General features: G+C 49.9%; 15 protein-coding genes. 14 read left to right on the forward strand and 1 reads right to left on the reverse strand.

Going from position 1 to position 23025, the window contains the following annotated elements:
* The first annotated feature begins 269 nt into the window (after positions 1-269).
* From BW972_RS13100 to BW972_RS13145, 10 genes are all read left to right on the forward strand, one after another.
* Positions 270-2279, forward strand: coding sequence for a BatA domain-containing protein (locus BW972_RS13100; protein ID WP_076422477.1), 2010 nt, complete (start codon positions 270-272; stop codon positions 2277-2279).
* 1 nt (position 2280) lies between these two features.
* Positions 2281-3552, forward strand: a complete 1272-nt coding sequence (locus BW972_RS13105) for a dihydroorotase (RefSeq protein ID WP_076422478.1) — start codon at positions 2281-2283, stop codon at positions 3550-3552.
* 59 nt (positions 3553-3611) lie between these two features.
* Positions 3612-4121, forward strand: a complete 510-nt coding sequence (locus BW972_RS13110; protein WP_007652921.1) for a DUF4199 domain-containing protein — start codon at positions 3612-3614, stop codon at positions 4119-4121.
* Positions 4122-4148: 27 nt separating this feature from the next.
* Positions 4149-4667 (forward strand): DUF4199 domain-containing protein, encoded by a 519-nt coding sequence (locus tag BW972_RS13115; RefSeq protein ID WP_007652922.1) that lies wholly within the window; start codon positions 4149-4151, stop codon positions 4665-4667.
* A 5-nt stretch (positions 4668-4672) separates the two neighbouring features.
* Entirely contained in the window at positions 4673-5647 is a 975-nt protein-coding gene (locus BW972_RS13120; protein ID WP_076422479.1) for a glycosyltransferase family 2 protein, read from the forward strand.
* A gap of 56 nt (positions 5648-5703) precedes the next feature.
* Positions 5704-6792: a glycosyltransferase gene (locus BW972_RS13125; RefSeq protein WP_234986376.1), complete on the forward strand. Its 1089-nt coding sequence runs from the start codon at positions 5704-5706 to the stop codon at positions 6790-6792.
* Positions 6793-7181: 389 nt separating this feature from the next.
* On the forward strand, positions 7182-7916 hold the full coding sequence (locus BW972_RS13130; RefSeq protein ID WP_076422481.1) for a hypothetical protein: 735 nt from the start codon (positions 7182-7184) through the stop codon (positions 7914-7916).
* A gap of 53 nt (positions 7917-7969) precedes the next feature.
* Positions 7970-10753 carry a TonB-dependent receptor gene (locus BW972_RS13135; RefSeq protein ID WP_076422482.1) on the forward strand — a complete coding sequence of 928 codons (2784 nt, stop codon included), beginning with the start codon at positions 7970-7972 and terminating at the stop codon, positions 10751-10753.
* Positions 10754-10758: 5 nt separating this feature from the next.
* On the forward strand, positions 10759-11901 hold the full coding sequence (locus tag BW972_RS13140; protein WP_076422483.1) for a DUF4249 domain-containing protein: 1143 nt from the start codon (positions 10759-10761) through the stop codon (positions 11899-11901).
* The gene (locus BW972_RS13145) at positions 11902-14370 is read left to right on the forward strand and encodes a hypothetical protein (RefSeq protein WP_083674178.1); all 2469 of its coding nucleotides are present in this window, start codon (positions 11902-11904) and stop codon (positions 14368-14370) included. It begins immediately after the preceding gene.
* 75 nt (positions 14371-14445) lie between these two features.
* Here the strand turns inward: BW972_RS13145 and purB are convergent, their stop codons facing one another.
* On the reverse strand, positions 14446-15798 hold the full coding sequence (gene purB, locus BW972_RS13150) for an adenylosuccinate lyase (protein WP_076422484.1): 1353 nt from the start codon (positions 15796-15798) through the stop codon (positions 14446-14448).
* Positions 15799-16176: 378 nt separating this feature from the next.
* Between purB and BW972_RS13155 the strand changes: the two genes are divergently transcribed.
* The 4 genes from BW972_RS13155 to BW972_RS13170 all read left to right on the forward strand — a co-directional run bounded on the left by BW972_RS13155 (position 16177) and on the right by BW972_RS13170 (position 23000).
* A complete protein-coding gene (locus tag BW972_RS13155) occupies positions 16177-18150 on the forward strand; it encodes a biosynthetic peptidoglycan transglycosylase (protein WP_071530822.1) in 1974 nt (657 codons plus the stop codon).
* Positions 18151-18326: 176 nt separating this feature from the next.
* A complete protein-coding gene (locus BW972_RS13160) occupies positions 18327-19334 on the forward strand; it encodes a bile acid:sodium symporter family protein (protein ID WP_076422706.1) in 1008 nt (335 codons plus the stop codon).
* 120 nt (positions 19335-19454) lie between these two features.
* Positions 19455-20186, forward strand: a complete 732-nt coding sequence (locus BW972_RS13165; protein WP_007652940.1) for a GLPGLI family protein — start codon at positions 19455-19457, stop codon at positions 20184-20186.
* 24 nt (positions 20187-20210) lie between these two features.
* Positions 20211-23000 (forward strand): outer membrane beta-barrel family protein, encoded by a 2790-nt coding sequence (locus tag BW972_RS13170; RefSeq protein WP_076422485.1) that lies wholly within the window; start codon positions 20211-20213, stop codon positions 22998-23000.
* The last annotated feature ends 25 nt before the right edge of the window (positions 23001-23025 follow it).

Genomic DNA, 23025 nt, shown 5'->3' on the forward strand with positions numbered 1-23025 from the left:
AGGTGGCCGCCAACCCCAACAACGCACGGCCCCTGATTCGCAAGAGTCAGGGGCCGTACGCGTTTAATACCCCCCACCGCAATGAAGGGGAAGGCTGCAAGTTGGGCTAAAAGCACGAGAGGCCGGGAGAAGTAAAGTGCAGGAGAGTAGAGTACTAAGCGTAGAATCCTTTTATATTTCCTTTCATAGTATCAGATTATGTTAGAAAGCGTATGGTAATGTTCGGCTGGTGCGTTGTATATTACAAACATCCTCTCTAACTTGTTGACATGGCATTCCTCTATCCTTCTTTTCTATGGGCTCTTGCAGCGATCGCTATTCCGATCGTATTACACCTCATACAGTTACGGCGAGCAAAACGGGTAGAATTCAGCAATGTTAAGTTTATCCAGGTTTCCAAAGATCTTACGGCTAGTCAGCGAAATCTGAAGGAATTACTTATTCTAGCTGCCCGTATTCTGTTCATTACCTTTCTGGTATTAGCATTCGCACAACCTTTTCTACCTGCCTCAGAAACGGTGCGCCCTATCGACTCTTCTCAGGTAACGATTGCGCTGGATAATTCATTGAGTATGCAGAACCTTCATGCAGAAGATGATCTGACACTATTGACTGTAGCTGCTGATCAGGCCAAAAAGGTTCTGGATATTTTCCCCTCTACAACAGCTATCAGCATCAATACTAATTCAAATTATAACAGAGCAGTAACAATGGGTACAAATGATGCTGTGAATGAGCTTGATCAGTTATCCCATTCCACCAGGCCTTTTGTGAGTCAACAGGTGATGAGTGCCAGCCAGGTAGCTGCTGAGCATGTGTTTCTGTTCTCTGATTTCCAGAAGTCATACTTCGAGCCCTCTTTGCTGAGTCGCGTTGACAGTAACCGGGTTTATCATCTTGTACCACTAAAAGCTGAAGGTACTTCCAATGTATTTGTAGATTCAGTATACCTGGCTGATGAGTTTGTTCGACCTGGTACAGAGGGCACTTTATATGTCAGGCTTTATAATGCGGGGGATAAGGCCATTGCTGATTGTCCTGTTAAATTAGTGATTGACAATGTGCAGCTTGCAACTTTAAGTATCGATCTGCCACCAAAGCAGATTACGGAAACAGCGATTAATTTCATAATAAGAGGCGAGGGAAGTAAGCGTGCCTGGGTAGAAGTAGAGGACTATCCAGTGGAGTTTGATAATCTTTATTATTTTGTTCTTCAACCTTCCGGCCGACTGTCAATCACTGAAATCAGTGGAAATGAAGCAAGCCCTCTGCAACGGTTATACCGGAACGAGCCATTATTCCAAATTCAGCGCTTCTCCCCTAATAATATTGATTATGCCCGTCTCAATAGTTCTGACATTATCATACTTCAGGGGGTAGATGAAATACCAGCTGCGCTTGTTTCTACACTTGATACATATGTTAAGTCTGGCGGAACACTAGCTATAGTTCCCCCATCAACTGAGCGTAGTAGCTCTTATGTTACATTGATGCAATCGCTTTCTATACCTGCCAGTTTAAACGCCGGTAGCAGCACAAAGACATCACTTGCTATTCCCGACCGTGATAATCCTTTTTTTAAAACCATATTTGCGGACTATGACCCAAAAATGCAGATGCCTGCTTCTGTTAGAAAATTGGTATGGTCACGTTCCTCTGAGGATATTCTGAAATATAGAGGTGGTGCGCCCTATTTGTCACGTTTCGACAGAGGACAGGGGAAGGTATACCTGATGGCGGCTCCCTTGCTGCCCGAGCAGAATGAACTAGTTAATCATGCACTCTTTGTGCCGGTGATGTACCGTTTAGCGATCAGCAGTTATAAGCAGGAGCAGCAGATTGCTTATCGTTTGCAGAATATGGCAATCACAGTTCCTATTCAAAAGCAGGTAGGAGGTGAGAACATTTTTAAATTGGTGAAGGACAGTACTGTTTTCATACCGGAGCAGCAGGTCAGAGGTGGGCGCTTGGTATTTAATGTGCCGCCTGATCTAGATGAAGCTGGTTTTTATGAGCTGCAACATCAGGGAGAGGTAGTGAGTAGCTTCGCTTTCAACTTTGATAAACAGGAGTCTGTGCTTGATCAGTATAGCCCTGCAGAATTGCGGGGTTTCCTGCCCGAAGGACAGCGGCATGTGCATGTTTATGACTACAGCGATACCTTCTCTTTGAAGAGCGAATTCGAAAAACGATTTTTTGGCGTCACCCTTTGGAAATATTGCCTATTATTGTGTCTGATTTTCTTGATGGCAGAAATAGCTCTAATCAGATTCCTCTAACATGAAACTTCTTCTCAAAGCAGTCCGCATCTACGATCCCTCATCAATTTTTCATCTTCAGCAACAAAATATACTTATTGATAACGGCCTGATCACCTCAATAGGAGGAAATGATCAGCAGGCAGACCAGACGATCGAGATGGAAGGTCTTTGTGTGTCTCCGGGCTGGGTTGACTTGTACGCACAGGTCGGTGAGCCGGGGCTGGAGCACAAGGAAGACCTGGAGTCGCTGGGTGAGGCTGCAGCCGCTGGTGGTTTCACGGATGTGCTGTGCATGCCTAATGTGCAACCTGTCGTGCAAACCAAAGGTGCTATCAATTTTATAAAGGCCAAGTCTGCTGGCCTTCCTGTTAATTTAATGCCGACTGGTGCTGTGACGGTTGATACACAAGGCAAGGAGCTGACGGAGATGATCGACCTGCAGCGTGCGGGGGCCGTAGCTTTTAGCGATGGTGCAAAGCCACTGCAGGCAGCGGAAGTGATCGTGAAAGCTCTGCAATATCTGCAGCCTTTTGATGGCGTGCTGATAAACCGACCGGAACATACCCGTCTGACGGAATACGGGCAGGTGCATGAAGGCATTGTAAGCACGCAGCTAGGTATGAAAGGTATACCTGCCCTGGCTGAGGAGGTAATGGTGACACGCGACCTGCAGCTGCTGGAATACACGGGAGGGCGACTGCATTTCTCGCTTATTTCTACAGCCGCCGCCGTGGAGGCGATACGTGCCGCTAAGGCCAAAGGCTTGCATGTAAGCTGTGATGTGGCTAGTTACCAGGTTGCCTATACCGATCATACCATGGTACCCTTCGATACTAATTATAAAGTATCCCCTCCTTTCAGAAGCGAAGCCGACAAAGAAGCAATATTGCAGGGACTTGCCGATGGCACCATTGATGCCATCGTATCCGGGCACCAGCCACAGGACACTGAAAGTAAGAAGCTGGAGTTTGACCTGGCGGACTTTGGAATCATCAACCTCGAAACAGCCTTTGCCGTGGCCAATACGACGATGTGCGATACGCTGCCGCTGGAGCAATTGATTGATAAGTTTACCACCGCTCCCCGTCAGATACTGCAGATGCCGGCATTTGGTATAGCTGAAGGAGCACCAGCCTGCCTCACACTTTTTCATCCGGAACTAAAATGGACTCCGTCGGCAGCAGGAACCCGGTCCAAATCTAAAAATTCCCCTTTCCTGGGACGTGAGCTTACAGGCAAGGTTATTGGCCTGGTCAACAAAGGGCAGGTAGTACTTAATCATTCTTTTTAATATCTTTATAGCTATATTTTTGTCAGCGGTATTGCTGACGCTGAATAAGCACATAACAAATGCTGAATCAAACGATTGTAAGGGTGGGGGTACGTTATGGCGTACTGTGCGGATTGGCTTCTTTTGTGATCATACTAGCCTTGCACCTGATGGGCTATAACGCATTGGGAGATGCGGGGCGCTGGAGTTACCTACCCTTGCCGATATTTATCTTCATGGGCCTGCGTTATTTCAAGCAGTTTCACGATGCTGAGGTTGGTTTCTGGAGAGGGGTTCGCGTGAGTCTGTCGGTTACATTCTATACTGCGTTGAGTGCTGCCATGCTGCTATACCTGATGCTATACCTGGCAGGACCTGAGATCATTCAGCAACATGTAGTAGAGCTGAGAGCATTGCTTGACCAGAGTCGGGAGGCACAGATCAAGTTATTGGGCGAAGCAAACTTTGAGCAAGCTTACAAGGAACTCGACAACCTGTCGCCGAGTATGCTGGCCACACATGATTTTTTGGGGAGGATGTTAGTAGGGGCGATGTTTTCTGTAGTGGCAGCTGTATTTTTCAGAAAGTAAATCATCTTCACATAAATCTCTCTAATCATGACTGAAACCCAACCCTCTGTATCTTCTGTAGCGCTCAAGTATGGCTTCATCGGCGCACTGGTATCTGTTGTATTTACTGCAGTTCTGCTAATAACCGGCGTTAATGTAAGCGGTTGGGTAGGCTCCTTGGGCTACCTTATCCTGATTGCTTTTATGGTCATTGCCATGAAGGAGTACAAAAAGCAGAATTACGGCTACATGTCCTATGGTCAGGGCCTCGGTATAGGTACCCTGGTATCACTGGCCTTCGGTGTGTTGGGGGGGGTGTTTATGTTCATTTATACCTCATTTGTTGATACCGAATATACTTCCAATATGATGGATAAACAGCGTATTGAGCTGGAAGAAAGAGGTATGAGCGATGAGCAGATTGAGCAGGCTATTTCCATGGGAGAATCTTTCTCCAGCCCGATGATGATGATCGTTTGGTCTATTGTAGGATACCTGTTCATCGGTTTCCTGATTTCGCTTATCGTAGCAGCCGTGATGAAGAACAAGCGTCCGGAGTTTGAATAAAAAGCATGCAATACCCTTATGATATATCAGTGGTGGTTCCTCTTTTGAACGAAGAGGAATCGCTGCCTGAACTGGTCCGCTGGATCAAGCGTGTGATGCACGCACATAGTTTTACTTATGAAATCATCCTGGTGGACGACGGCAGCACCGACCGATCCTGGGATGTTATCACAGAACTCAGCGCCGAAGACAATACTGTCAAAGGCATCAGTTTTAACCGAAATTACGGCAAGTCTGCCGCTCTGAACGAGGGTTTTAAGCGCTGTAGCGGCGAAGTGGTCATCACCATGGATGCCGACTTGCAGGACAGCCCGGAGGAAATCCCAGCCCTGTATGACATGATCAAGCACCAGCGCTTTGATCTTGTGTCGGGCTGGAAACAGAAGCGATTTGATCCGGTAAGCAAAACCATTCCTACTAAACTGTTTAATGCAGCTACCCGCGGCCTTTCCGGCATTAAGCTACACGATTTCAACTGCGGACTCAAAGCCTATCGTCAGTTGCTCGTGAAGAGCATCGAAGTACATGGCGAAATGCACCGTTACATACCTGTTATCGCCAAATGGCACGGCTTCACGCGCATTGGCGAAAAAGTGGTGCAGCACCAGGAGCGTAAGTATGGCACGACAAAGTTCGGGCTCGAACGATTCGTGTACGGCTTCCTGGACCTGCTCTCCATTACGTTTGTGAGTCGCTTCAAAAAGCGCCCAATGCACTTTTTTGGTACATTCGGCACCCTGTCTTTCTTTGTGGGCTTGGGTATTACGCTGTGGCTGATCATTCAGAAAGTATTTAGCCTGTATCCGGATGGGCGCGTACGTGACGTGGTAGATCAGCCCCTGTTCTATCTCTCGCTGGTGGCGGTGATTCTGGGTGTACAGCTTTTCCTGGCTGGTTTCCTGGCCGAAATGATCTCTATGACTTCCAGTAAAAAGAATGAGTACCTGATCCGTGACCGGGCAGGTTTGATCAAGAAATAATGGCAGGGAGGCGCATTGTGATCGTGGGACCTGCGCACCCTTTGCGGGGTGGGGGCATGTCTACATTCAACGAGCGCCTGGCAATGGCATTTCAGGAGGCTGGTGACGAAGTGGAGATCGTTTCGTTCAGCCTGCAGTATCCTTCCTTTCTGTTTCCCGGCAAAAGCCAGTTTACCAATGAGCCTGCTCCGAAGGGCATCACCATTAAAGCGCTGATCAACTCCGTCAATCCCATCAGTTGGGTGCGTGCAGGGAACTACATCAGTAGCCAGAGGCCAGATCTGGTTATTTTCAGGTATTGGCTGCCTTTTATGGGTCCTGCTCTGGGCACCATTGCCCGCCTGGTTAAGCGCAACAGGTATAGCCGTATCCTGGCCATTACCGACAACGTGATTCCGCACGAGAAGCGACCAGGCGATGTTCCGTTTACAAAATACTTTTTGAGCGCCTGTCATGGCTTCCTGACCATGTCGCGGGCCGTGCAGCAAGACTTGCAGCGTTTTGAGCCAAACAAACTCAACATATACCTGCCACATCCCCTTTACGACAATTTCGGGTCAGCCGAAAGCAAAGCAGAGGCCTGTGCCGCACTCGGGCTGGATACCAATTTTAAATATCTCTTGTTTTTTGGTTTTATTCGGGCTTATAAAGGGCTCGACTTACTGCTTGAAGCCATGGCTATACCTGCACTGCAGGCCATACCTGATCTTAAACTGCTGATCGCCGGGGAGTTTTATGAAGATGCCAAACCCTACCGCGACCTGATCGAAAAACATGGGCTGCAGGACCGGCTGGTACTGCGGACAGACTTTATCCCGAATGCCGAAGTCCGCCATTACTTCTGCGCTGCCGATCTGGTGGTTCAGCCTTATAAGCATGCCACCCAAAGCGGCGTAACACAGGTTGCTTACCATTTTGATAAGCCGATGGTGGTGACAAATGTAGGTGGCCTGTCAGAGTTGGTGCCCCATGGAGAGGTAGGGTATGTAGTAGCGCCACAACCAAAAGAGATCGCAGCTGCTATAATTGATTTCTATACCTTAGGCAAAGCGCATGTATACGCGCAGCAGATCAAAACCTATAAGTTGCGTTTCAGTTGGAGTCAGTTCGTGAAAGCAGTGTATGAGCTGGCAGATAAGGTATAGCTTTATCGCCTGTGCTGTATCAATAAGAATTATGCTAACCTGAGGATTACAGATCACCGGATTTGGCTAAATGAAATTAATACAAATTAGGTAATTGCCTGTACCAAAGCCTGTAATACTATACCTACTCTGTGGCAAAATGATTTAGGCCGGTTTAACGGACACGTGCTAAGAATTATTGAACCGCCTACGATTAAGGACTTTTGGTGTTTGATAATAAGACTGAGGTGGGCAAGGTTTAAGTTATATTTCAGGGTGATGGTTTTGCCCAACTGTATGATAATATACTGTAATATTTTTTGAAATAATTTATCTGCAAGCTTGTCATAACATCAAATATACTTTATATTTAATGTCGATTTAAGTTGCAAAGCAACCTTTGATTTGATATGCGCAAAAGCCCTGCTTACCTGGTTCTCATCCTTTTAATGCCCTTTCTGCCCTTTGCTGCCATTGCCCAAGCTGACAGCAGTTTTGTAGACAATGCAGTTTCGAATGCGCTGCAGCAATACCGTACTGCAGTTGGTGTGCACGCCCATTTGTACAACGGCCCGGAGTATCATGTGCCTGTCAAGACTTACGTGGAAGGGCACCAATTCTACCTGGATAAGATCTACCAGAACGGAACCGTAAAGTATGACGGTGCCTGGTTTGAGGATGTGCCGATGCTGTACGACCTGGTACAGGACGAACTCCTGATTGTCAACCATGGAAGCGGGCAGCCTCAACGGCTTGTGAAAAACCGGGTGGAGGCCTTCAAACTGCACGGACATACCTTTGTGAAGTTGCAGCCAGACACCACGACCAGCTCAGTAATTCGTCCGGGCTTTTATGATCTGCTTTACAGCGGAGAGGTGCAGGTGTTGATGAAGCGCGAAAAGACCCTGTTTGAAAGGGCTAGCACAGACGGTCTGGAGGGTGAGTACAGGGATGCCAGTAAATTCTACCTGGTGAAGGATGGCGTGTACCATCCGGTCAGTAACAAGCGCTCGGTGATGCGTGTGCTGCAAGACCAGAAAAAGCCGCTGAAGAAGTATGCCAGCGCGAATAGACTTCGCTTCGGTAAAGAGCGGGAATATGCTATCGTGAAAACTGCGGAGCACTACGATTCGCTCAAACGATAAAGTGGCACACTTCCGATCTATCTAAAAATCTGTTTAAGCTCTCCCCCTTTTTTATGACCCATTTCTACAGAGCACTTTTGCTGGTATTGTTGTGCTGTATGACCTTGACGGTGCCGGTGCATGCCCAACAGCGGAACGAGTCCCCGCTTATAAGCGGATCATTCCGCAACATGACGTTTCAGGATTTTGTACAGCGGCTGGAAACCAGGCTACCCTACAAATTTTACTACGAGCAGGCTGTGGCCGATAGCCTGATGGTTAATCTGGAGGTAGAGGGCGAACCGCTCAACCAGGCGCTCTCTCAAATACTGAAAGGAACGGACTATAAATTTGCCATCACGGAACAGCGGCAGGTTTTTATCACGCGGCAAAACCCGATCATGACGAACCTGCCTTCCAATTTCTTCAAGGACGATGAAGAGGCAAAACGGAACAGCCAAATGGCCACGCCAGCCTACCTGCCGCAGCAGCAGGATAACAAGAAGAGGATACAGTCAGAAATTAAGCTATATGAAATAGGCACGCCTAATGGAAGCAAAACAGGTAAAGCAAACCTGGCCGGAACCCTGCGCGATGCCAACACAGGCGAGCCAATCATTGGAGCCCATATTTACATTGAATCTCCGTCCATTGGCACCGCATCAGATCAGTATGGCTACTACTCCCTTTCGCTCCCGGTGGGCCGTCACGAGCTGAACATACGGGCAGTAGGGCTAAAGAACACCAAGCGTCAGGTTATACTCCACAGTGATGGAAAGCTGGATATTGAGGTGGAAGAAGATATCCGCTCTCTGAAAGAAGTGCTGGTGGAGGCTGAAAAAGACCGCAATGTTACGGGCCTGCAGATGGGTATGGAACGCCTTGATATCCGGACGATCAGGCAGGTGCCGACAGCATTTGGTGAAACCGACATCCTGCGTGTGGTGCTGACGCTGCCTGGCGTTAAATCAGTGGGAGAGGGCGCTACGGGTATGAACGTACGCGGTGGCTCCACTGACCAGAACCTGATCCTGCTCAACGATGCCACCATCTATAATCCATCACACCTGTTTGGTTTCTTCTCCGCTTTCAACCCGGACGTGATCAAGTCGGTGGAACTCTATAAAAGTGCCGTGCCAGCCCGCTACGGCGGACGACTGTCCTCTGTGTTGGAAGTAACCTCACGAGAAGGTAACAAAAAGCAGTTTAGCGGAACCGGCGGTATCGGTCTGCTCACGAGCCGTCTCACACTGGAGGGGCCAATCATCAAAGACAAGACCTCGATCCTGGTGGGAGGGCGCTCTACCTACTCTGACTGGCTGCTCAAAAAGATTCCGAATAAGTCGTTCAGCAACAGTGAGGCTTCATTCTATGACGTGAACACGCACATCAGTCACGAGATCAACGAGAAGAACAGCCTGTACCTGACCGGTTATATGAGCAAAGACCGCTTCAAACTGGCTGCTGACACCCTTTACCGTTTCCAGAACCAGAACGCCAGCCTCAAGTGGAAGCACAACTTCCATAACAAGCTATACAGTGTGGTGACCGGAACATACAGCCACTACGGCTACGATATTTCAAACGAGGAGAATGCCGCGAACGCTTCTAAAATGGATTTTGGCATCAGCCAGACAGGTATGCAGATAGACTTCAACTACTTCCCTGATTCTAAACATACCCTGGACTTCGGTGCCAGCGCTATTCGCTACGAGGTGAACCCGGGTAGTCTGGTGCCAAACCACGCAGAGTCATTGATCAAGGCAGATAAGTTGCAGCAGGAGAAAGCCATTGAAAGTGCCTTGTACCTTTCTGATCGTTATGATATTAATCAGAACCTTTCGATTTCAGCTGGTTTACGCTACTCTTTCTTCACGGCACTTGGCCAGCGAGATGTGCTGCAGTATGCGCCAGGTATGCCAAAGACGCTGAACACGATCGTCGACACGGTTTCTTATGGCAGTGGAAAATCGATCGCGACCTACCACGGACCTGAGTTCAGGCTTTCGGCCCGTTACGTGCTGTCAGGCAACTCATCAGTGAAGGTGAGCTTCAACAGGCTGCGCCAGTACGTGCACATGCTCTCCAACACGGCTACTATGGCCCCGACTGATACCTGGAAGCTGAGCGACAGCAACATCAAGCCACAGGTAGGCGATCAGGTGGCGGTTGGCTACTACCGCAACCTGCGCGCCAATACCATCGAGTTTTCAGCGGAGGCTTACTACAAGTGGATGCAGGACTTCCTGGATTACAGAAGCGGCGCCAGCATCATCATGAATCACCACATCGAGACGGATGTAGCCAATGCCGAGGGCAAGGCTTATGGCGTGGAACTGATGCTCAAGAAAGCGACAGGTAAACTCAACGGCTGGGTAAGCTATACCTACTCCCGCACCATGGTGCGCCTGGATGATCCGGCTGTGTCAGAAGTGATCAACAGAGGGGAGTGGTATGCGAGTAACTTTGACAAGCCGCACGACCTGACCATGATCAGCAACTACCGCTTCAGTCAGCGTTTCAGCACGTCGGTAAACTTTACCTACAGCACCGGTCGTCCTATTACGCTGCCGCTGGGCAAATACTATGATGGCGCTTCACACCGCATCCTGTACTCAGACCGCAACCAGTACCGCATCCCGGACTACTACCGCGTAGACCTGGCTCTGAACATAGAGGGCAACCATAAGATTGCAAAGCTGGCGCACAGCTCCTGGACCGTGGCAGTATACAACCTGACAGGTCGTAAAAACCCTTACTCTGTTTATTTCAAATCACAGAAAGGACAGATCAGAGGGTACAAAATGTCCATCTTCGGGCATCCAATTCCTACTATCACCTATAATTTTAAGTTTTAATTGCCATGAAGATCCGGAACTGGAAAAACCCAATTGTCTGGCTTGTGATGCTCCTGGTGAGCGGTTGCGTAGAACCATATTTTCCTGAAGTACTGGAGTCGCCTAGCAGCTTTCTGGTGGTCAATGGCTTCCTGAACGCAAACGGGCGCACCAGCATACAACTGTTGCGAAGCCAAAACCTCAACGATACAGAAGCTCCACCTGCAGAAGAAAGCGCCACAGTGGTGGTAGAGTCAGAGAGCGGCGAGCGCTACGGGCTGCATGAAATAGGTTATGGTACTTACATGCACCCTAACCTGCAACTGAGAACCGATATGAAGTACCGGCTGTACATCCGTACGAAGAGCGGGCAGGAATATGCGTCGGATTATGTAGAGGTAAAACCTGCGCCCGCTATCGACAACGTGCATTGGAAAGCGGTAAATGGAGAAGTTAAGGTGTATGTGAATACGCACGATGCCAATAATAATACACATTATTATAAGTGGGAGTATGAGCAAACCTGGCAATTCAGAACCGCTTTCTACTCTGTTTTCAGATACGAAAATGAGGAAGTTGTTCAGCGCACACCAAGCGACAGTCCAATCTATATTTGTTGGAAATCAGAAAACTCAACTACTATTGAAGTAGGGTCATCGGTGAAATTGAATGAGGACAGAATCAACGACTATAACATACTTTCGATACCTTATAATTCGGAGAAGGTTAGTATGAAGAATAGCATCCTGATAAAGCAATATGCACTGACCCGGGAAGCGTTTGAGTACCTGGAACTACTGAAGAAGAACACAGAAAGCATTGGGACGCTCTTTGATCCGCTGCCATCTCAGTTGACCAGCAACATCCGCAGCCTGTCTAACCCTAATGAAACAGTGATAGGCTATATGACGGCCACTACCATGTCGACTAAGCGAATATTTGTAGACAGCCGTGATCTTCCGCGTGACTGGCGCTTGTACAATCCGACCTGTGAGCTTGATACCGTTATGAACGGCATGTTGAAGGAGCGATTTGAAGGAGGTTCGCTGGTGCCTGTTGACGCGATATATGGTATGTCACCGGACCCGATTGGTTATACTGCTGCATTACGCCCCTGCGTGGACTGCACTATGCAGGGCACCAATGTTAAACCAGCTTTTTGGGAATAAATGCCATACCTGAAACAAAAGCCCGAAATGATGATCAACTCTGAACATAATCAACCTCAGCCTGGCATGAAAAGGTATGCGCTGCGCACCTTGCTCTGCTTTGCGTTGGGATTAGCAGGTATAGGAAATGTAAGCGCCCAGTCTGGCCAGGCTAATGAGGCTGTCAACAGTCTGCAGAAGCACCGGCAGGCATCGCTGCAAGAGAAGCTATACCTGCACATCGACAGACCCGTGTATGCCTGTGGCGATGAAATGTGGTTTAAGGTATACAATGTAGACGGAAGCCTGCACCGCCCCCTGGATATGAGCAAGGTGACGTATGTGGAGTTGCTGGATGCGGACCAGAAGCCTGCCCTGCAAGCCAAGGTAGCCATGAAGGATGGGGCTGGCAGTGGCTATTTGCAACTGCCCACCACGCTGAAATCTGGCAACTACACAGTGCGGGCCTATACCAGCTGGATGAAAAACTTCGATCCTGAGTTCTACTTCCAGCAGCAGGTAACGATTATCAACACCTTTGAGCAGCTGCCGAAGCCGGAGGCGCCAAAAGCAAAGGGCTATACCTTGCAGTTTTTCCCGGAAGGCGGGAGTTTGCTTGCAGGTGTGGCCAGCCAGGTTGCCTTTAAAGTAACAGAAAGCCAGAGCGGCAAAGGAACTGGGCTGGGTGGCCAGATTTTCGATCAGGATGGAAATGAAGTAGCAACGTTTGCACCACACAAGTTTGGAATGGGCCGTTTTACGTTTACGCCCGAGCAGGACAGGCGCTACACTGCCAAACTCCAGTTGCCTGATGGAAGCACCCTGGAACAGACCTTACCGCAGGTACACGAGCGTGGCTATACCTTACAACTGGCAGATACTACTACTAACTATGTGCATATTGCGGTACATTCGGTAGGCAAACCAGATGAAAATGTATACCTGCTGGGGCATACCCGTCAGCAGGTGGTCAGCTCAGAAAGGGCGCTGCTGCAAAACGGCAAGTATGTGTTCAGGATAAATAAAGCTGACCTGGCAGACGGCATTACGCACTTCACTGTATTCAACACAGCTGGGCAGCCGGTAAGTGAGCGCCTGTACTTCAAGAACCCTTCAAAAGAACTAGCCTTACAGGTTGCTGCGTCACAGTCGCAATATAGTCTGCGCGATAAGGTAAGCCTGGAGCTGCAGGCCTCTTCACAGGCCCCGGCAAATCTGTCGCTGGCGGTGTACAAGCTGGACTCGCTGCAAATGCAGCCTCAGGCGCACATTGCCAGCTACATCTGGTTGGAGTCCGATCTGAAAGGATCCATCGAGAACCCTGGCTATTACTTCTCCAAAGAGGGGCAGGCAGACCGGCTGGGTATGGATAACCTGATGCTAACTCATGGCTGGAGCCGCTTCACATGGAATGAAATACTGGAAAAGGAACCGGCTAAGCATGCTTTTTTGCCTGAAAACCATGGACATCTGCTCTTTGGTAAGGTAACGCATAAGAGTTCGGGACAGGCTGCTCCGGGTATCATGACTTACCTGGCGTCACCGGGCAAGCCGATTCGTTTTTACAATGCCAGCAGCAACGCCGATGGCAGACTGATGTTTGAGCTGAAGGACTTCTATGGCAATAAGGATGTTGTGCTGCAAACTGATTTCACAAAGGACAGTACCTATCACTTTGAGCTGTTCAGTCCTTTCTCTTCACGCTATACCTCCAGGACGTCATCTACGCTTCAGCTTGCTGAGTCAAGAGAAGGGGACATCAGAGAGCGCCACATGCAGGTGCAGGTGGAGCATGCTTACTACGGGGCGCATCGCAATAGATTCCACACGCCAGGCATAGACAGCACCGCTTTTTATGGGCAGCCATCGGAGCGTTACCTGCTCGATGATTACAAGCGCTTTAAAGTAATGGAGGAAGTGATGCGGGAGTATGTACAGGGTGTACAGGTGCGCTTGAGAGGCCGCAGTTTTCACTTCATGGTCCTGAACCGCCCCTACAAGTCTATTTTCCGCCAGAACCCGATGGTGCTGCTGGATGGCGTGCCGGTATTCAACATTGACAAGATCATGGCTTTTGATCCGCTGAAGGTCAAGCAGCTGGATGTGATTGCGAGCCGTTTCTTCCACGGTCCGCTGGCTTACGAAGGTTTGGTGAGTTACCAGACCTATACAGGTGATCTGGCCGGCTTTGACCTGGATCCGCGTGCCCTGATGCAGGCATACGAGGGACTACAGCAGAAGCGCGAGTTCTACGCACCGGCCTACGACACACCCGAGCAGAAGCGCAGCCGACTAGCCGACTTCAGAAATCTCCTGCACTGGTCTCCTGAGATCAGGCTGCAGCCTGGCAAAGGAGAGCAGGTGAGTTTTTATACCTCCGATCAGCCGGGTACGTACCTGGTGGTGGTGCAGGGCCTGACAGCTGCCGGCGAAACCGGTTACGAACTGCTGCAGATCAGGGTGAACGGCCCGGTTGCGCAAGGGCAGTAATCAGTTAGCACAGGTATAGAAAAAGCCCCTACCAGTACGAACCGGCAGGGGCTTTTTTATGAAGGAGGCTATACCTTACAGCAGTTGCACACCGGTATAGGTATAAGGACTTATTTTTTTCAATTCAGCCTTGATGGCATCACTCACCTGCAGGGTGTCGATGAAATTGGCTATTGTCTGCTCGGTGATCTTCTCGTTTTTGCGGGTCAGGTCTTTCAATGCCTCGTAAGGCTGCGGGTAGCCTTCGCGACGCAGCACAGTCTGTATACCTTCTGCCACAACAGCCCAGTTTTCTTCCAGGTGATGGCGCAGGGCAGCCTCGTTCAGTTCCAGTTTTCCTATACCACGCTCCAACGATTTCAGGGCTATGAGCACATGAGCCAGCGGCACGCCAACGTTTCGCAGAACGGTAGAGTCTGTGAGGTCGCGCTGCAGGCGGGAGATCGGCAGCTTGGCCGAGAGATGCTCCAGTACAGCGTTGGCTATACCTAAGTTACCCTCCGCGTTTTCGAAATCGATCGGATTAACCTTGTGCGGCATGGCTGAAGAGCCTACTTCGCCGGCTTTGATCTTCTGCTTGAAATAGCCCATCGACACATACTGCCACACATCGCGCGAGAAGTCGATCAGGATGGTGTTGAGGCGCTTAATGCCGTCGAAGTAAGCGGCCAGATTGTCGTAGTGTTCGATCTGGGTAGTGTACTGGCTACGGCGCAGGCCCAGGGCCTCCTGCACGAAACGGTTTCCGAACGCAGGCCAGTTTACATCCGGGTAGGCCACATGGTGGGCGTTGAAGTTACCGGTCGCTCCGCCAAACTTAGCCGAAAAAGGCACCTGGCGCACCTGCTCCAGCTGGGCTTCGAGCCGCTCAGCAAACACCATGATCTCTTTGCCCAGTCGGGTAGGAGAGGCAGGCTGTCCGTGGGTATGGGCCAGCATCGGGATGTCTTTCCAGGATTTTGCCAGGTTCACCAGCGTCTGGTGCAGCTGCTGGTATAGCGGCATAAGCACCTTTTCATCGGCTTCGCGCAGGGAGAGCGGGATGGCCGTATTGTTCACATCCTGCGATGTCAGGCCAAAGTGAATGAACTCCTTGTACTGGCTGAGGCCGAGGTTGTCGAATTTCTCTTTAATGAAATACTCTACCGCCTTCACATCATGGTTGGTGGTCTTTTCCGTTTCCTTGATGCGCAGGGCATCGGCCTCTGAGAACTGCTCGTAAATGGCCCGCAGTTCAGCAAATTGGTAGGGAGGTACGCCTTCCAGCTGTGGCAGCGGCAATTCGCACAGGGCAATGAAATACTCCACCTCTACCAGCACGCGGTAGCGGATCAGTCCGAACTCAGAAAAATAAGCAGCTAGCTCTGAAGTATTGCGGCGGTAGCGGCCATCCACCGGTGATATGGCCGTGAGTGATGTCAGATTCATGGAAATGAGAATGTTTCGTCTGTCAAAGATAAGCAGTAATGCCAATGCACGCCAAATAAGCAGATGCCTATTTAGCAGGTATCGGTGGCTTAGGACCAATTGTAGTGTTATGGCACATAAAAAAGAACGGAAGGGTGAATTTGCCTGTTAGTTTAATGTAAAATGCTGTTAATGAAACAATTGGTATCTTTCTTGCGGTTGAAGCAGCCAGTTAGTGCCTGAAGTCATATCCAAATCCGACTAAGGTCGTATGCGGGGTAGATAACATATACCATACGGTATTACGTATGCGTGATGAAGTGATATATTATATCAGCACTATATTTTGATACTAAATCTTATTAGCGTAATTCGCATCTTGATATTTTGGACCAGCGATTGAAAAAAAGAATACTGATAGGAGTCGGCGTTGTGCTGGGCTTCTTCCTGATTCTCCTAATCTCCCTTTTAGTGTTTAGGAGTAGCCTGCTTAGCTATACCGTAAACCGTGTGGTAGAGAAAGTGGAGAACCGTTATCCTGTTGATTTTAACATCGGTAAAGCAGAGTTCAATGGCCTAACCTCTGTCATACTCAGTGATATAACCCTGGTGCCGCACGGGCAGCCCCAGCTTTTCAGAACCGACAGCGTGCATGCGACCGTTGGCTTTCGCTCCCTCTTTAAAGGGCGCATTGTGCTACGCAGCCTAGATGTAGCCAATGGTTATCTTACTGCCGTGAAGGACGGGGACCAGAATAACTTCGCCTTCCTGTTTAAGAAAGACGATACACAGCCTGTCGACACCACTGCTAAAACTGACCGAAACTACGGTGAGCTGCTTAACCGTGTGCTCGAAACTGCTTTTGATAACGTGCCCGACCAGGTGGACTTCAGCAATCTGAACGTGACTTATACTTCTCCGAATCGGGTCATCGACGTTAAAATGCCTTTCCTTACCATAGAAGACGGCAACATTGCATCACAAGTATCTATTCGCACTGACTCCCTGATCAATAACCTGATAGTGAAAGGTACAATTGATCCGCGTGACTACAACATCATGGCCAGTCTGTACACCGCTGATACGTCCGGCATCAGACTGCCTTATGTAAAAGAGAAATTTGACGGTATAGTGGCTTTTGACACGCTGCACCTGGGCCTCAACGAGAAGCGCTACCGCCGCGATAGGCTCACTGTAAAAGGAAGAGCCATGGTTAATAATCTGCTTTTGAACCACGAAAAGCTTTCAGATGAGAATATCTACCTGAAAGAAGGCGCTGTAGACTATGTGGTATCGCTGGGACAGAACCTTTTTGAAGTGGATAGCCTGACGGAAGTGCGCGTGAACAAGGCTCGCGCCAATGTATACGCCTCTTACAACAACGCCGACTCCAAGATCATCGCTCTGAAAGTGCGCACTGAGGCACTCCCTGCTAACGATTTCTTCGAGTCTTTGCCTAACGGCCTTTTCGAAACGCTGGAAGGTATACAGGCTGAGGGAAAGCTGCAGTACAAAATGAACTTTCACGTCAACCTGGACAGTGTAGAGCGTGTCGTGTTCGATTCTGACTTGGATGCTTCTGAGGATTTCAGGGTAGTAAAGTGGGGCAAAGCCAACCTGGACAAGCTGAAAGGCCCGTTTATGCACACCATGTACGAGTATGGCAAACCGATCCGGACCTTCATGGTGGGGCCTTCTAACCCGTTCTACGCACCGATTGGGCAGATTTCGCCCTACCTGCGAAATGCCGTGCTCACAGCAGAAGATGCTGGTTTCTACAGTCACAAAGGCTTCCACGAAGAGGCTTTCCGGCAGGCCATCGCGACCAATATCAAGAACAGGGAGTTTGTGCGCGGCGGTAGTACCATCTCGATGCAGCTGGTCAAGAACGTGTTCCTGACGCGTAAGAAAACCGTGTCACGCAAAGTGGAGGAGGCCATCATTGTGTGGCTGATCGAGAACCTGGAGATCGTGTCGAAGAACCGGATGTTTGAGATATACCTGAACATCATCGAATGGGGGCCGGATGTATACGGTGCCAAAGATGCTTCGAGATTCTACTTCGGTAAGCAGCCTTCGGAACTTAACCTGGCGGAGTCTATCTTCCTGACCAGCATCATTCCGAGTCCGAAGCGCTACCGCTCCTCATTTGACAGCTATGGTAACCTTCGTAGCTGGAAGTCGGGCTACTATCGCCTGATCGGTGGCATCATGGCGAGGCGGGGACTCATTTCGCAGGCCGAATACGAGAACCTGCAACCAAACGTGCGACTTTACGGTCGTGCCCGCGACCTGATCGTGACGGCACCCGATGCAGACTACGAAGATACCACCGAGTTTGAACTGGAAACCATTGATATGCTGGGCTTTTAAGTCCTGATTATACCTAAAACAACGGCCGTCGCTTGTAATTGCGCCGGCCGTTGTTTTGTTTTGGAGCCAGCTATACCTGATTTTTACTTTCATATGAACAAAGCATACCTGTGAGCATACCCAAGACTCCTCTGCCTGACAATCCTGATCCCCAAGCGACGAAGCCAAAGTTTGGGGTGCGCAGTGTGCAGGAGCTGTTGGTGCGGGCTGGCTTCGACTGGTTTCTGCTGGCGCTGATCGGCATGATCGTGCTGGCCTGGTTGTGGCCGGAAGGAGGTATAGACCGGGAACCTGTCTCCCTGAGTGATGTCGCTGGTATAGGTGTTTCTGTCATCTTCTTTTTCTACGGACTGCGTCTGAGTCCCGAAAAGCTTCGTGCAGGCTTGGGAAGCTGGCGACTTCACCTGGTGGTGCAGGCATCCACCTTTTTGCTTTTTCCGCTGCTGATCATCCCCTTGCATGGCTTTTTTGAAGGCACCTCATATGAGATGCTCTGGTTGGGAGTATTCTATCTGGCTGCCTTACCTTCCACGGTATCATCGTCGGTGGTCATGGTATCGATTGCGGGGGGGAATATACCTGCAGCTATCTTTAATGCCAGTATCTCGAGTCTGGTGGGGGTGTTTATCACACCGCTCTGGATGGGACTATACCTGACGGCGGGCTCTGGTGATTTTGATATGGGGCAGGTGATGGGTAAACTGGTGCTGCAGGTACTGGTACCAGTAGCCTTGGGTGTGGTGCTGCACCGTTATTGGGGAAGCTTTGCAGAGCGTAACCGTAAACAGCTTCGTTTATCTGATCAGGTGATCATTCTGCTGATCGTCTATACCTCTTTCTGTGAATCTTTTGCCCGCGATATGTTCAGTGGCTACAGCCTTGGCAACCTGCTGCTGCTCGGGTTAGCTATGATCGGCCTGTTCTTTCTGGTGTATGGCATCGTGCATATTATCAGCCGCCTGATGGGCTTCAGCCCTGCTGACCGTATTACGGCAATCTTCTGTGGCTCGAAAAAGTCGCTGGTGCACGGCACGGTGATGGCCAAAGTGCTGTTCCCCGATGCTGACATGGTGGGCCTGATGCTCTTGCCGATCATGATCTACCATGCGCTGCAACTGCTGGCCTCCAGCGTGATTGCCCAATCTATCGCCCGCCGAGCCGGCATCAATGTGCAGGGCGAATAAGTACTTTTTCTGGTCGCTCAGGACCTTTCCAAACTTTAACTTTTGATTAACCTTTCGTTAACAGTCCTTAACACCTAGGGATAACATATTGCTGTACTTTTATCAGAAAAAAGATAGCATATGAAAAACTTCTTCTCCGGAATACTGACACTGGCGCTGCTGCTGTTGGCAGTGGTTGTTTACGCCCAGGAGGGTGTGATTACCTACGAAAACACGATGAACATGCACCGTAGACTCGGCTCTGAGCAGGAGGCTATGAAAAGCATGATCCCGGAGTACCGCACCACCAAACAGCAGCTCTTCTACAATGCCCAGGAATCGCTTTACAAGGCACTGGAAGAGGACGAGGACCAGTTTACGGCAAGTGGCGGCGGCATGCGCATCAACATGCGGGTACCGCTCAACGAAAGTTATTACGATCAGGGCACAGCCCGGAAAGTGTTGCTGACCGAGTTCATGGGCAAAAAGTACATCATAGAAGACTCCATCCGCATCAGCCCGTGGAAATTTGGAACGGAGACCAAAGAAATACAAGGCTATACCTGCAAGCAGGCCTACTACGAAGACGAGGCAAAAAAGCTAGCGGTGGTAGCCTGGTATACTGACAAACTCAGGCCGGCACTTGGCCCTGAGTCCTTCAACACACTGCCGGGGGCGGTGCTGGCTGTTGATATCAACAATGGGGAGCGTGTGATCAAGGCGATTAAAGTAGAGCAACGCCCGCTCAGGAAAGGAGAGATGTCACGTCCAAGCAAAGGTCAGAAAGTCACTCAGCAGGAGTACCAGGCGATGGTAGACGAGCAGATGGAGCGCATGCGCCAGAACGGCGGCCGTAACGTGATCATCCGCTAATAGGGGAGCGCTAACCATACGGCTATGAAAAAATCTATACTTCTCTCACTTGTCGCCTTTCTTTGTCTGGCTGACTTTGCGACAGCCCAGCGCTATACCTTAAAGGGACAGGTGCAGGACGAAAAACAGGCCGGGTTGCCGGGTGCCACCGTGCTGATCCTGCAGGCAAAGGACTCCTCCTTGGTAAGTTTTGCCGCCACCAATCCGCAGGGTGAGTTCGAGATCAAAAACGTAAACAAAGGCGACCTGCTCCTCAAGGCGACTTTTCTGGGCTACTCGCCTTATTTCAATCAGCTACAGTTTCCGGAAGAAGGAAATATACTGGATCTGGGTAAACTCACAATGCGACCACTTTCGAATGAACTGAAGGAAGTGATGGTGCAGGGCGAGAAAAGCCCGGTGGTGTTCAAAAAAGATACCATTGAGTACAACGCCGGCTCCTTTAAGACCCAGCCCAATGCCGTAGCTGAAGACCTGCTAAAAAAGCTGCCCGGTGTGGATGTGGAAACAGACGGCTCCATCTCAGTGAAAGGCGAGAAGGTGCAGCGTGTGACAGTGGATGGCAAGGAGTTCTTTGGTCGTGATCCGAAGCTGGCCACCCGCAATCTGCCCGCCGATGCTATCGACAAGGTGCAGGTTTTCGATAAGAAATCAGACCAGGCCATGTTTACAGGTATAGACGATGGGCAGCGCGAGAAAACCATTAACCTGCAGCTGAAAGAAGAGAAACGCAACAGCGCCTTTGGCAACGCCATGGCAGGTATAGGCACCGATGACCGTTACCAGGCCAAGGCAAGCCTCAACCGGTTCAGCAATGGCAAGCAGCTTTCTTTCCTGGGTATGGCCAACAACGTGAACGCACAGGGCTTTGGCTTTGACGAATACATGACCTTTAGCGGTGGCATGCAGCAGATGGCTGGCGGTGGCGGGGCTCGTATAACCATCTCATCCGATAACAGCTCCGGTGTGCCCTTAAATTTTGGAGGACGCACTAATGGTTTGATGGACAGCTATGCAGCCGGTCTGAACTTTAACAACCAGCTAAGCAAAAAGGCTGAGGCCAATGGCAGTTACTTCTTCAACAAACTCAATCACACCATAGCCCGTGACCTGGAGCGCCTGGAGTTTCTGCGGAATGCAGATGTACGCACAGACCAGCGCAGCCGCCAGCTCAACGGCAACAGCAACCACCGCGCTAACTTCACGGTCGACTACAAAATAGACTCGGCTAATTCGGTGAAAGTGACGGGTGCCATCGGGTATAATGAAACGAGTTCTGATCAGCGCAGCCAGGTTGAAACTTACAATGGAGAGAACCAGCTTCAGAACCAGAGCGCTAATACAGCTTTTTCGGATGGCTCTGCTCTCAATGCTAACGGTAGCATCCTGTTCCGGCACCGCTTCCCGAAGGCGGGTCGAACTATCTCCTCTAACACCGAGTTCAGAACCGGCATCAACAATAACGAGGGTGCCCTGCAGGCTGTGAATACCTTTGCCGATGGACTTGTGAATGTGCTGGACCAGGAAAACAAACAGGAAACGGAGAACCATAGCCTAAGCACCAACCTGGCCTATACCGAGCCGCTCGGTAACCGACGATACCTGGAGGCCAACTACAATTACCGCCAGAACACCAACAAAGTTGACCGCCAGGTATACGACCTGGAAGAAGATGGCTCACGCCTGTACAATGAAATGCTTAGCAACAGCTATACCAGCAATTACCAGTACCACCGCGCGGGTATGAACTTCCGGATGAACAGGAGAGAGTATAGCCTGACGGTCGGCTCCAGCCTGCAGCACACTGACCTGACAGGGGAGATCCTGGGATTTGAAGATGATATCCGCCAATCGTACCAGAACGTGCTGCCTACTTTGCGATTCAACTACGAATTCACGGGCAACCGACGCATCGACTTCAACTACGAGACCATGGTGCAGGAGCCTACTATACGCCAGCTGCAGCCTGTTGTGGATAACTCTAATCCGCTGAACATTTACGAAGGCAATCCTGAGCTGCGACCGGCCTATATGCACCAGTGGCGCCTCAACTTCAGTACTTTTGATCCGGGTACGCTAATCAACTTCTTTACGTTTGTGAACGCCTCCTATACTAACAATGCCATCACAAACGCTCAAAGCTACACCGACCGCCTGATCCGTATCACACAGCCGGTCAATGTGAGTCACAATACTATGGTCAGTGGTTTTGCCTCCCTGGGTTTTCCGGTTAAGAAGTTAAACAGCCGTTTTAACCTCGGAGCAAATGTGCGGCAGCAGGAGAGCATCAACCTGGTGAACGAGGTGGCAAACGACATCCGGATACAGAATCTGAATGGCAACCTGCGCTACGAGTACCGCCTGAAGGAGCTCTTTGATTTGAACCTGCGGGCAAACTGCACTGTACAACGCACGAGGTATGAGTTCGGAGACGATCAGCAGTTCTTTAACCAGACCTACTCAGCCGAAACGAACCTATACCTGCCGAAGCTCTTCAACTTCAACACTAACTTCGACTACATGCTGTTCGACAACCCGGGCTTTGACTTTAGCCAGCGTATACCGATGCTGAACATGTCAGTATCGAAGCAGTTCCTGAAAAACAATAGTGGAGAGTTGAAGCTATCTGCCCTCAATGTGCTCGACGAGAATCTGGGCGTGAACCAAACGGCCAATATTAACTATGTAGAGCGGGAGACGCTGAACTCACTGGGACGCTATTTCATGCTGAGTTTTACTTACTCCATCAATAAACATCTTAACCCAATGGCTAACCGTGGTGCTCGTGGAGGTGACATCCGGATCGTGAACTAAGGCTTGAGGCTTAAAAACAAAAAAG

Source organism: Pontibacter lucknowensis, from assembly GCF_900156415.1.
Classification (GTDB): Bacteria; Bacteroidota; Bacteroidia; order Cytophagales; family Hymenobacteraceae; genus Pontibacter; species Pontibacter lucknowensis.